The sequence below is a fragment of the Marivirga aurantiaca genome (assembly GCF_016679925.1).
GTDB lineage: Bacteria > Bacteroidota > Bacteroidia > Cytophagales > Cyclobacteriaceae > Marivirga > Marivirga aurantiaca.
The window spans coordinates 1-12,378 of sequence record NZ_JAEQBW010000020.1; the positions used below are offsets into that span (position 1 = coordinate 1).

General features: G+C 35.7%; 8 protein-coding genes and 1 rRNA gene. 8 read left to right on the forward strand and 1 reads right to left on the reverse strand.

Annotated features, from left to right (window positions below; translation table 11 throughout):
- Positions 1-7 precede the first annotated feature (7 nt).
- The 5 genes from rrf to JKA74_RS20475 all read left to right on the forward strand — a co-directional run bounded on the left by rrf (position 8) and on the right by JKA74_RS20475 (position 5,250).
- Positions 8-119 (forward strand): 5S ribosomal RNA (gene rrf / locus JKA74_RS20455).
- A 149-nt stretch (positions 120-268) separates the two neighbouring features.
- Positions 269-3,058, forward strand: coding sequence for a VPS10 domain-containing protein (locus JKA74_RS20460; protein WP_201433112.1), 2,790 nt, complete (start codon positions 269-271; stop codon positions 3,056-3,058).
- Between the two features lie 205 nt (positions 3,059-3,263).
- Positions 3,264-3,455: a cold-shock protein gene (locus tag JKA74_RS20465; RefSeq protein ID WP_201433113.1), complete on the forward strand. Its 192-nt coding sequence runs from the start codon at positions 3,264-3,266 to the stop codon at positions 3,453-3,455.
- Between the two features lie 118 nt (positions 3,456-3,573).
- On the forward strand, positions 3,574-4,626 hold the full coding sequence (locus JKA74_RS20470; RefSeq protein ID WP_201433114.1) for a M42 family metallopeptidase: 1,053 nt from the start codon (positions 3,574-3,576) through the stop codon (positions 4,624-4,626).
- A 12-nt stretch (positions 4,627-4,638) separates the two neighbouring features.
- Positions 4,639-5,250, forward strand: a complete 612-nt coding sequence (locus JKA74_RS20475) for a carboxypeptidase-like regulatory domain-containing protein (RefSeq protein ID WP_201433115.1) — start codon at positions 4,639-4,641, stop codon at positions 5,248-5,250.
- Between the two features lie 3 nt (positions 5,251-5,253).
- Here the strand turns inward: JKA74_RS20475 and JKA74_RS20480 are convergent, their stop codons facing one another.
- Positions 5,254-9,474 (reverse strand): CHAT domain-containing protein, encoded by a 4,221-nt coding sequence (locus JKA74_RS20480; protein WP_201433116.1) that lies wholly within the window; start codon positions 9,472-9,474, stop codon positions 5,254-5,256.
- A 185-nt stretch (positions 9,475-9,659) separates the two neighbouring features.
- Here JKA74_RS20480 and JKA74_RS20485 point away from each other — a divergent pair, with 185 nt between their 5' ends.
- From JKA74_RS20485 to gatC, 3 genes are all read left to right on the forward strand, one after another.
- Complete coding sequence (locus JKA74_RS20485; RefSeq protein ID WP_201433129.1) at positions 9,660-11,009, forward strand: MATE family efflux transporter; 1,350 nt, start codon at positions 9,660-9,662, stop codon at positions 11,007-11,009.
- Between the two features lie 296 nt (positions 11,010-11,305).
- Complete coding sequence (locus tag JKA74_RS20490) at positions 11,306-12,052, forward strand: lysophospholipid acyltransferase family protein (protein WP_201433117.1); 747 nt, start codon at positions 11,306-11,308, stop codon at positions 12,050-12,052.
- Positions 12,039-12,326, forward strand: coding sequence for an Asp-tRNA(Asn)/Glu-tRNA(Gln) amidotransferase subunit GatC (gatC, locus tag JKA74_RS20495; RefSeq protein ID WP_201433118.1), 288 nt, complete (start codon positions 12,039-12,041; stop codon positions 12,324-12,326). Before JKA74_RS20490 ends, gatC begins: the two co-directional genes overlap by 14 nt.
- Positions 12,327-12,378 lie beyond the last annotated feature (52 nt).

The following is a 12,378-nucleotide window of genomic DNA, read 5'->3' on the forward strand; positions in this document are numbered from 1 at the left end:
AAGATCTTATGGTGACTATAGCGGTGGGGTACACCTCTTCCCATTCCGAACAGAGAAGTTAAGCCCACCAGCGCCAATGGTACTGCCGTAACAGGTGGGAGAGTAGGTCGTTGCCAACTTTTTATTGCAAACCCCTTAGTATATCTTTACTAAGGGGTTTTTGCATTTATAACCACTGCTCTTCACCATAATTCTCCGATTATAAATTTCCTTTCTTTTTTCAAATAGATTATATGCATATTTGAAGATATTTAAATAATCAACAATTATGAAAACAGCTTTATCTCCCATCATTTTAATAGTTTTACTATTTTGTACTCATTTTAATATATTGTCTCAGGTCTCCCCCTCTCAACCAGGTCTGATTCAGGAAGGTATTGAAGCCAGAGAAAAATTAGCGGAGAGTTCTATCCTAAAGGATTATCCTTCAAGGAATGTGGGGCCTGTTATCCAAGGTGCTCGGATCGTTGATATAGCAGTCAATCAAAGAAATATACAAGAGTTTTATGTAGCTTATGCTTCCGGGGGGCTATTTGTGACCAAGAATAATGGTGTAAGTTTCAATCCTATTTTTGATAATGAAGGTGCTCTAACTATTGGGGATATTGCTTTAGCTCCCAGTGATGAAAATGTTCTTTACGTGGGGACGGGTGAGAATAATAGTAGTAGAAGTAGTTATGCTGGTTCCGGTATCTATAAATCATCTGATAAGGGTGAAACCTGGGAGCAGATTGGGTTAGGTGGGAGCCAGCATATTGGTAGGATAGTAGTGCATCCCAACAATCCTGATATAGTTTGGGTAGCTTCAATGGGTGGTTTGTACTCTGATAATGAAGAAAGAGGAGTTTTTAAAAGTGTAGATGGAGGTAAATCGTGGAAAAAGGTATTGTATGTAGATAATAAAACTGGTGCTATTGATTTAATTATTCACCCTGAAAATCCTGATTTATTATGGGCAAGTATGTGGGAGAGAAAACGGTATGCCTGGGATTTTATTGGTAATGGTGAAGGCTCTGGAATATATATATCAAAGGATGGGGGTGAAAATTGGGAATTAAGTATGAATGGTATTCCTGATAATGAGTTTACGGGAAGGATTGGTCTTGATGTTTCATTATCAAATCCTAATGTGGTTTACGCTTTATTGGATTATCAAAAGGAGACAAAAAAGGAAAAGAAGAGGAAAGATGAAGAAGAATTAATTTCAGTAGATTTTGTTGGGATGAGTGCAAAGACTTTTTTGGATTTATCGGATGAAAAAATTGATGCTTTTCTGAAAGATAATGGTTTTCCTGAAAAGTTTAATGCTATCACAGTGAAAAAGGAAATCAAAGAGGGGAAATATAAACCAAGTGCTTTGGCTGAATATTCAGGTGATGCGAATGAAGCTTTATTTGAGACTTCTGTGGCTGGATCGATTGTGTATAGATCAGATGACCAAGGCAATACATGGACAAAAACACATGATTATGATTTGGAGGCAGTGTATTACACCTATGGCTATTATTTTGGTGAAATCCGTGTTTCAACTCAAAATCCCGAAGATATTTATGTATTAGGTGTGCCACTAGTGGTATCCAGAGATGCAGGTAAAACATTTTTAAGAACAGATACAATAGGTAATGTGCATGCGGATCATCATGCTATGTGGATAAATCCGAATGATGCGGATCATATTATTTTAGGCAATGACGGTGGACTCTATATTTCTTATGATGGAGGCGCTACCTGGGATCATAAAAATAATATGGCTGTTGGTCAGTTTTATACGGTTAATGTAGATATGGCAACTCCTTACAATATCTATGGTGGCTTGCAGGATAATGGCACTATGGTAGGTAGTTCCAAAACAGTTCCTAACAGACATAGGCAATGGGAGAGTTTATTTGGAGGAGATGGAATGTATGTGAGTGTGGATCCAAAGAATACTGATAGAGTGTATGTAGGTTTTCAGTTTGGTAATTATTTCAGACTCAATAGAGCAGATGGCTCCAGGAAGTACATTACTCCAAAACATGATATTGGTGAAACCCCTTTAAGGTTTAATTGGAGAACGCCTGTTGTCATGAGCTCTCATAATGCTGATATATTATACCTGGGGTCGCACAAGTTACACAGATCATTAAATAAAGGTGATAGCTGGGAAGCTATTAGCCCCGATTTAACAAATGGTATAAAAGAGGGTAATGTTCCTTTTGGTACCATCACAGAAATTACAGAATCCCCCCTTAAATTTGGGATGGTATATGTAGGCACTGACGATGGAAATGTTTGGAGAATTATGGAAGGGCAAAGCTGGACTAAAATTAATAAAAAATTACCTCAAGGGTTATGGGTAAGTAGCATTCATGCTTCCAATCATGATCCAGGTACTGTTTATTTATCCCTAACAGGATACAGGAATGACAATTTCCAGAATTATATCTATAAAAGTACAGATTATGGAGATACATGGAAATCCATTAGTGGAGACTTACCTCAGGAGTCGGTTAATGTGATCTACCAAGATCCGGAAGTATCCAATCTATTGTATCTGGGAACTGATCATGGTACTTATGTAAGTTTTAATGATGGCATTAACTGGCAGCATTTAGGATCTATTCCAAATGTAGCCAATTATGATATGATTGTACATCCAAGGGAGTTGGAATTAGTTATAGGTACTCATGGAAGAAGCGTATATGTTGTAGATGCCAAACCTTTACAAAAAATTGCTACTGAATTTGAGAGTAAAAATTTAATAGCTTTTGAGTTAGATGATTTAAGATTTAGTGAAAGCTGGGGTAAAAAAAGAACACCTTATGTTTCTACCTATTTCCCTGAATTCAATATGTCATTTTTCATAAAGGAGCTTAAAAAGGAGGGTCAGGTATCTATTAGCATTCAAGATGAATCAGGGAAAACTATTAAAAACATACAAAACAATGCTAAAAGAGGGTATCAGCATATTAATTGGAATGGTTTATTGTCAGAAGATGAATTCATCGGAAAAGGTAATTATGAACTGGTGATTGAGTATAATGATGAAACAGTAAAGCAACCTTTTAAAGTGAAATAATAATTTAAAGGTTGATTAAACTTTCTCGATGATTGTTTAAAGTATATGAATTTGGATGAGGGAAATAGATTTGAAAATTAATAATTGCTAGTTGAGAAAACATTTACATTAAAATGATGTAAAATAATTATAAAAAAATATTTACATCAAACTTTCAAAAAATGTATATTGCCTTTATTTATCAATTATTAATTTTTAATTTATTATGAATACCGGAACCGTAAAATTCTATAATGACGAGAAAGGATTTGGCTTTATCGTTGAGGATGAAACACAGAACGAAATATTCGTTCATGCTAGTGGCCTTGAAGAAGACATTGAAAAGAATGACAAAGTCTCATTTGAAACCACAGAAGGCAAGAAAGGCTTAAATGCCGTGAACGTCAGAAGAGTATAATTTGAGTAAATTTATAAATTCTGAATGCAAAAGCTGATTGGTACCAATCAGCTTTTTTATTTAAATAAAAATGGGGACGGTGATCTCTATGTCAATTATTTTTAAAGAATAGGAAGTTATGAGTTTGAATATTGATTTATTATCAAGAATATGTGAAATGCCTGGAGCACCAGGATATGAGAAACGAATACGAAATCTTATTATCGATGAAGTAAAGGGGCTTGTTGATGAGGTGGAAGTTGATAATTTGGGAAATGTATATGCTATCAAAAGAGCTAAGGACAATCCTGATGATAAAAAAGTAATGGTAGCTGCTCATATGGATGAGATTGGCTTTATGGTGACTCACATAGATGATAATGGTTTTCTACGATTTACTACATTGGGTGGGTTTGATCCCAAAACACTGACGGCTCAAAGAGTGATAATTCATGGTAAGAAGGATGTGATGGGGGTAATGGGTTCAAAACCCATACATGTGATGACAGCGGAGGAAAAAAACAAAGTAGCTAAATTGACAGATTATTTTATTGATCTGGGAATGTCAAAGGAAGAAGTGGAGAAGGTAGTTACTGTTGGAGATACTGTAACACGTGAGAGGGGATTGATAGAAATGGGAGATTGTGTCAATTGTAAATCCATTGATAACAGAGTTTCAGTATTTGTTTTGATAGAAGCTTTAAGAAGCCTGAAAGAAGTACCATATGATGTTTACGGGGTTTTTACTGTGCAGGAAGAAGTGGGGATTAGAGGGGCAAATGTAGCTTCTCATAAAATCAATCCCGATTTTGGCATCGCATTGGACACTACAATTGCTTTTGACCTGCCAGGTGCACAAGCCCATGAAAAAGTTACTTCATTAGGGAAGGGAGTGGCCATTAAAGTATTGGATGCAATGACAATTTGCGATTACAGAATGGTGGACTTTATGAGAAATATAGCTGATAAAAATAAAATTACCTGGCAATCTGAAATTTTGACCGCTGGGGGCACTGATACTGCAGGGCTTCAGAGAATGGGTAAAAATGGTGCTATTGCGGGAGCTATCTCTATTCCCACAAGACATTTGCACCAGGTAATAGAAATGGCTCATAAACAAGATATTGCTGATTCCGTTCTATTATTAAATGCTTGTCTGGAAAATTTGGATAAACATAATTGGGATCATTAAAACTAAAATAAAATGCGAAATATACTTTTAGTATTGCTATTGGTATTCACCATTTTTTCAGCTTTGGGGCAGACTGAAGAAGCCAAGCCTATCCATTTGACAGGTGTTATTTTGGATGCTGAAAATTTAGAACCTGTTCCATTCACATCTGTATTAATTGATGCGGGGAAAAGAGGAACGGTAGCAGATAATACCGGATATTTCTCATTTTTGGCTTACCCTGGAGACACTATTACTTTTAGAAGTGTAGGTTATGAAAGCAGAGATTTTATTATCCCTGAAATATTAGAGGGAGATACTTATTCTTTGATAGAACTTTTAGTAAGAGAAAATATCATTTTAGAGGAAGTGGTTGTATCACCACTTCCTGAAATGGAGGATTTTGCCGAAACAATGTTGAAACAAGAGCTAACTGATTTACAGAAAGTGAAAATCAATGAATTTAAAAAGGATTTAAATCAAATTCTCAATCAACAACATGAAAGGGATAAGTATTACTATGAACAATGGAGATATGCCAAGCTTTATGATATGACCGGCATAGTTCCTCCCAACAATTTTCTTAACCCACTTACATGGTCTAATTTTATTAGGGATTGGAGAAGCAATCAAAATAAAGATTGATTTTTAATCCAATCCTATCATTACGAAAGCCCCCCAATATATTGGGTCTTTGTATTCATTTCTTATTTCTTTTTTCGCATCAATAAATGCTTGTCTTTTGTTACCAGTTTCAAGCCATTTTGTATAAAATGAAACCATTAGTTTTTCAGTAGCCTCATCGGAAACTTTAAAAAGGCTCATAATAAGGGTTTTTGCCCCGGCTACTAAAAATGATCTTTGAAGCCCAAAAACACCTTCACCGGCATGGACTTCACCAACACCTGTTTCACATGCTGAAAGAACCACTAAATCTGTTTTATCCAGGTTCAAATTCATTGCTTCATAAGCAGTCAAAATCCCAGCTTCTATGTTGAAATTATACTTTGTTTTCACCAACAAGTCACCTGCCCCTTGTAACATCAGACCTGATTTCATTAAAGGATTATTACTTAAGTCTCCTTTGTTGAATTCTTCACTTTCGGGATTTTGTTCATCATTAAAAAAACCATGTGTAGCTATATGAAAAACAGTAGGACTATTTATCTCTTTTACCTGTGGTTCCGAAGCATTATTCTCAAGATAATGAGAAGTAGTCCAGCCATTTTGTTGTAGTAATTTAGTCAATGCTTCTATTTCTTTTCGGGTACCCGGCAACTCATTTACCTGTGTAGCCCCGGATCTGAATTTATCTTTATATTCTGATTTTGAAGCCAAATAGAATTTAGGATCTCCAAATAACAGAGCTGATTTCTCTTCCCGAATTTGCTTGGATTTTATTTTATTAATAAACAAGTCTTTTGTATTGCTTACAAGGATTATATTTGATTGATCAATAAGATACTTATTAGCTTCGAGAGGAATAGTTTCAAGGTTTATTTGGTTGTAAACTCCATCGGGTGATAAGTATACGGTGGTGTTTTTTCCAATTTCTTTTTCTATAGGTTCCCAGTAGTTCTTATACGAATACTGATCAGGAATTTTATATTTTATGCTATTCCTGTAGTAATTAAAATATTTAGATTCAAGGTCTTTACCATTATTCAAAACTACAAATGAAGGTTTGCTATCTTTTTCATTCTTTAAAATCAGCATTATATAGACTATTGAATCTGTTAGGGTATGGTCGAAATATCTGAACCTCACCATTTCAATAGCCACTTCATTAGGCTGTAAAACATTCTTTATTTGCTCCCATGTATAGTTTTGGTTATCGAATCCCTGGTTAAACAATTCTGATTTCTGACTTAATTCTTTTTCTATACTCTCTACTTCTTTTGATAAATGGCTAAGATTAATTCCTTCCTGTGCAAGTTGCTCTTCGCTCATGGCAATTGATTTAGTAAGAGTTTCTTTTTTATCAATCCATTCAAAATACCGGTCTCGTAGCAAACTGTCGGTACTATTGAGAATTCTTTCCCGCATTTTTATGGAATTACTTAACAACAATCCTTTTGTTTTAAGAGCATGGTTATATACCTGCTCAATCATTTCAGGATATGAATCATGCAGGGACAAGGCCATAGTGTTGTAGTAATCATAATTGCCTTTAACAGTGTTCCAGTATTTTGTTTTTTCCCTTTCACTTAGGGCAGGAAAGTATTTATCTATAAAAGTATCATAGTTAGCTATTACCTCTTCTATAGTCGATTTGGCCTTTCTTTTATTTCCATCCATATAATATACCTTGCTGAGCCTGGCAGTGGCTTTTACATATTCCGGATGTTTATCATTAAAGAATTTCTCGTTCAGCTTTTGACTGGATTTATATTCTTTTTCTGCATCACGATATTTTTTTTGCTTATAAAAAATATCTCCTCTGAGTATATGGATATCGGCTGCTTTTATATTGTTTCTGCGACCTACTTTCTTTTTCCATATATCTTCAGATTGTGTCAAAAAGCTGAAAGCATCTTCCAATTTATTTTGAGAAATAAAGAAATTGGCCATGTCTTTTAATAAATCTGCATATAGAGGGCTGTTAGTACTGAATCTGTTGCCGATAATTTCTTTTGCCTCAAACAACATTTTTTCTATTTCTGCAGCAGAGCCCGAATTGTTTTGAAATTTCACAATAGCCAATCGTGAAATAGCTGTGGCTACGTCCACGTGAGTCCTGCCAAATTGGTTTTCCAATATGTTGATTGCTTGCGAATAATACTCTTCCGCCTTATCGTAATCACCAAGTGATTCATTTAATTCAGCCAGTAATAAAGTAGCAGGAGTGTTTTTGGTAGAATATTTACTGAACTGACTTTCAGAAATATGAAGTGCCTTGCGCGCATATTCTTCAGCTTTTGGATAGTCACCTCTTATTAGTTGTAATCTGCCATAGTCTACCATAGGAGCAATAAGTTTCTGGCTTTCTTTACCGTATTGCCTGGTATTTTGAATTAAAGCTGTTTTAAGTATCTTTTCTGTATCTGTATACTTGCCTATCTTCAAATACACTGCGGCTAATTCCTGTTGAGCCGAAATCGGGTTATATTCAGCATTTGGAATAGCACTTTTGAAAAGTTTTTGAGACAACTCCAGTGCATCTTCTGCTTCATCATAAAAACCTTTAATGGTAAGTAGTTTGGCTTGAGTCTCCAATGCTTTGATATAGTATATTACATTGAGGTCATTATCAAAATTTTCCAATATTGATAAAGCTTCTACTATATTGGCATCTGCTTTTTCATATTCTCCAATCTTGATTTGAAGATCAGCAATAAGAGTGAGTTCCTTTCCAAAATCTATGTCCTGGTTGTCATATTTCACCCTGGTTAACAGAAGCGCCTCATCCAATAGTTCGGAGGCTTTTGCGTAACTGTCATTATATTGATAGGCTGTGGCCAAATGGTTGAGCAAATTGACATACATAGTATGACCACTGCTAATTTCCTTTTCTACTTTTCCATAAAATTCGGAATTGTACACTTCCATTGCCTGGTTAAACTTGTCGGAATAATCTACCCAAAAATGTGCTAAGTCAATCCTGCTTAAGCCTGCCCGGATACTTGAGTCACCATACAATTGATTTTTGATTTTAATGATTTCAGTCAGATAATTTTCAATATTACTGTAGTTGTTTTCAGAGCCTGCTACCTTAATCATTATATTATATAAATCAATATTGATTGGGTGGTCCTTAGGTAACAATTTCTTATCGTTCATTATTTTTATTACCGATTCTTCAATCTTTCTGGTCTTGCCTTTTCTTAAATCTGCTTCAAAAGAGATGGTGGCCAATCGCACAAAATGGGTACTGCTTTTATTAAAATTCTTCTTTACTATTTTTTGGAGTTCAGTAAAATAAGCAGAAGCTTTACTGGAATTATTTTCGTGAATGGCATTAATAGCCAGCTTTTCCAGGTTTCTTAAAGTGTGTGGGTGTGTTGCTCCAAGGGATGAAATAGAATAAATATAGGCATCCTTGTAATAAGAAGCGGGTAGCTCATTGGTACCGTTTTCCTCAAGCATTTGGGCAAAATAGTAGAGATGGTTGCTAAAATATTTACTTCTTTTACCAAGTTTATCTTTAATCCAGTTTTCCCCATATACGAAAGCAGAATCCGAGCGAAGAAATTCTCCCCTATGTCTTAATGTGTTACTTTTTAAGGTGATAAGCCTGGCTACATCTTCATGTCTTATTTGTTTTTCCTTCTTACTAAACTTTTCGCCATTTTTTTCAAGAGTTCTTTGTAAATAGAAAGATTCATGTTTTTGGAGTAAGGAAAGTGCTTGATTGTAATTTCCTAGTGCTGTGGCAATTTCTGCCTGTAATAACTGGAGGTCTGCCAGGTATAGATTGTCTGCTTCCTCGGATGTTGAAAATATAGCATAAGCCTCCTCCAGGTATTTATTTGCTTTAAAATAATTCCCATAATTTATCATGTTCTTAGCTGCATTTTGCAGGTTAATAGCATGACCCAACGACTTTGCACCATTTGTTTTCTCACTTATGGCTAAAGCATCATTATGCAACTCATAGAATTCGGTATAATCACCTAATGCCCAATTATACTTGGCTTGTTTTAGCTTGGCTACTGCAACAAATTGATTTTCTTTACCAAGTTTTTTAGTGCTTTTCTCTTCTAATTTACGGCTAAATTTTAAAGCCTTCTCGTAATTGGTCTTTTCAAATTTCTTCTCTGCTTTTTCCAGATATTTATTGAATTTCTTCACATTTTGAGCGCTAACATCTTGCCCAATGCTGAAAAGTACACCTATTATAACGGTTAAAAAAAACTTCCCTATGTTCATCTTAATTAATTTAATACAATTAAATCTGTAATAAAGATAATAGATATTTTACAATATTTATTTGAATTGGCTAATTTTTTCTTTGAAACGCTCAAATTCTTCGACTAAAATTCATAAAACTTTATGTCTTTTTTTCTGATCTTTTACCATTTATAAGTCTAATTTTGTCACCGATAAAGAATTCTATGCTTTCAACAGACTTCAAAGAGCACTTCAAACGAAATTATTTACTGGCTTACCCTGTGGTGGTAAGCCAGTTGGGGCATGTGCTGGTGGGTACTGCTGATTCCATGATGGTGGGCAGGGTGGGAACCAATGAACTTGCCGCTGCCTCGGTCGCCAATGCTGTTTTTAGTGTAATGATGATGTTTGGGATAGGGGTGTCGTTTGGTCTTACTCCCCTGATAGCCCAGTCTGATGGAGAAAATAATCCCAGGGCAGGAATGCGGTTTTTCAAACATAGCTTTGTCATCAATTTGGTTTTTGGTATTCTTTTATTTTCTATTCTTTTATTTGGAGGGTACATATTGGATCTTCTGGACCAGCCAAAAGAGGTTGTGGAATTGGCTAAGCCTTATTTGGTTATTATTGGTTTTTCCATGGTGCCGTTTATGCTTTTTCAAACCGCCAAGCAGTTTGCAGAAGGGCTTTCCATGACCAAAGAGGCCATGTACATTACCATTAGTGCCAATGTGGTAAATGTTGGGCTTAATTATGTTCTCATTTTTGGAAAATTGGGTTTTGAACCTATGGGCCTGGTGGGGGCAGGTTGGGCAACTCTTATTTCGCGGATATTGATGGCTATTGTTATGATTATTTTTGTTCGAAAATATGAGAGGTTCAAGGTTTACTGGAGTTATCTGAAGGTTACCGTATGGAACAGCAAATCTTTTAAGAAATTGTTAAATCTGGGAGTGCCCACAGGCTTCCAGTATATTTTTGAGGTAGGGGCTTTCGCTACGGCTGCTATTATGATAGGGTGGATGGGCGCTATTCCATTGGCAGCACACCAGGTGGCTATTAATTTGGCTTCTATAAGTTATATGATGTCAACAGGGATTTCAGCTGCAGCCACTGTTCGTGTAGGTAATCAATTGGGACAGAGAGATATAAATACGATGAAAGTAGCAGCTTATACATGCTTTCTAATGGCCATTATCTTTATGGCTTTTACAGGCCTTATTTTCATGGTGTTCAATGAATTCTTGCCTTCCTTGTATACAAATGATCTTGAAGTGATTAGGATAGCTGGCAGCTTATTGATTATAGCTGCTCTGTTTCAACTTTCTGATGGAATCCAAGTAGTGGGTCTTGGAGCTTTGCGTGGGATGGGAGATGTAAAACTTCCGACTTTAGTTACTTTTATGGCCTATTGGGCCATTGGTTTACCTGTGGGATATCTCCTGGCTTTTTACTTCAATCTGGGAGAGAAAGGAGTTTGGTACGGATTATTGATAGGTTTAAGTGTGACAGCAGTTATTTTATTCCTCAGATTCAAAAACCGTGCAGCAAAGTTAATGCAGGAATTTGCCTGATATTAAGTAAATGAGTGCCGACAAAGGATAAGTAGCTATTAAGAGTGGTTTTAAGACTTTCTTTTTGGTGGGAAGGATTCAGAAGTAGAGTGAAACTATAGCCACTCCATCTGCCCAAAGTACGAATTGATGGAAATCTCCTTATTTTTTAGTTCTTTTGTCAATTGTTATTTTTGAATCCCAATCATGAAATGAGCATGATTGAGAAACACAAACCGAGGATGAATATCAATTGTGCGAATTCTCCCGAAGGGATCCCTTTAGGGCATGTGGCCATTGACAATAAACTTATACACATGAATAAAACTTTTCAACGACTGTACACGCTTTGGTGCGCCATTGTTTTTGCGGGTATATTCTTAATTCTTTTTCCTTTTTTTCTGGTACTTATTATGTTTCCCAAATGGCACCACCATTCTTTTTACCTGAATCGCTTTTGGGCCTGGACTGCACTAAAACTGGTAGGTATACCTACAAAATTACAAGGAGTTGAAAGAATAGATAAAACGAAACAATATGTTTACTGTTCCAATCATTTCTCATTGTTAGACATACTAAGTTTTGGTTTTGCTCCTAATCCGGTGGTATACGTGGGGAAAGAATCTTTGGCTAAAATCCCGTTTTTTGGTTTTATGTTTAGCAAATTACATGTGACTGTCAATAGAGAGAGCATGAAAAACAGTTATCAGGCCTTACAAAGAGCTATTGCAAAAATGGGGGAGAACAGAAGCCTTGTTATGTATCCTGAAGGAGGAATATATAGTAAAGACATTCCCCGAATGGCTCGATTTAAAGACGGGGCTTTTAGGGCCGCCATAGAAAAACAAATTCCTGTTGTGCCTGTGACACTTCCGGATAATTGGATAATTTTACCTGATGAAAGGGCTCCTTTAATTAGGAGAAGAAAAATGAAAATGATTTTTCATGAACCCATACCAACAAAGGGACTCAATATGAAGGATGTTCCTGCGTTGAAAGAGCAGGTTTTCAAAACAATTGAACGAGGAATAAATCAACATCATCCAATATATGAGTATAAATAAGGAAACATTGGAAAAAATAGCTCATCTGGCCAGGTTGGAGTTTGATGAAAAATCGGAAGATAAAATGTTAAAGGATATGAACAATATCCTGAGTTTTGTAGAAAAATTACAGGAATTGGACACCGAGAATATAGAGCCTCTGCAAAGTATGTCTTTTGAAACCAATCAGCTTAGGGAAGGTAAAGTAGGGGAGCATCTATCACACGATAAAGGGCTTAAGAATGCGCCAAAGAAGGATTCCGATTATTTTAGAGTACCTAAAGTAATGGAATAAAGTAATTGCTTTTGCTAATGAATTTCTTATAAATGGCTTCAAAGCAGTTTTG

Coding starts and splice junctions, on each gene's coding strand:
- JKA74_RS20475 (WP_201433115.1), top strand. CDS start 4,639: ATGCGAAATATACTTTTAGTATTGCTATTGGTATTCACCATTTTTTCA.
- gatC (WP_201433118.1), top strand. CDS start 12,039: ATGAGTATAAATAAGGAAACATTGGAAAAAATAGCTCATCTGGCCAGG.
- JKA74_RS20470 (WP_201433114.1), top strand. CDS start 3,574: ATGAGTTTGAATATTGATTTATTATCAAGAATATGTGAAATGCCTGGA.
- JKA74_RS20480 (WP_201433116.1), bottom strand. CDS start 9,474: ATGAACATAGGGAAGTTTTTTTTAACCGTTATAATAGGTGTACTTTTC.
- JKA74_RS20465 (WP_201433113.1), top strand. CDS start 3,264: ATGAATACCGGAACCGTAAAATTCTATAATGACGAGAAAGGATTTGGC.
- JKA74_RS20485 (WP_201433129.1), top strand. CDS start 9,660: ATGCTTTCAACAGACTTCAAAGAGCACTTCAAACGAAATTATTTACTG.
- JKA74_RS20490 (WP_201433117.1), top strand. CDS start 11,306: ATGAATAAAACTTTTCAACGACTGTACACGCTTTGGTGCGCCATTGTT.
- JKA74_RS20460 (WP_201433112.1), top strand. CDS start 269: ATGAAAACAGCTTTATCTCCCATCATTTTAATAGTTTTACTATTTTGT.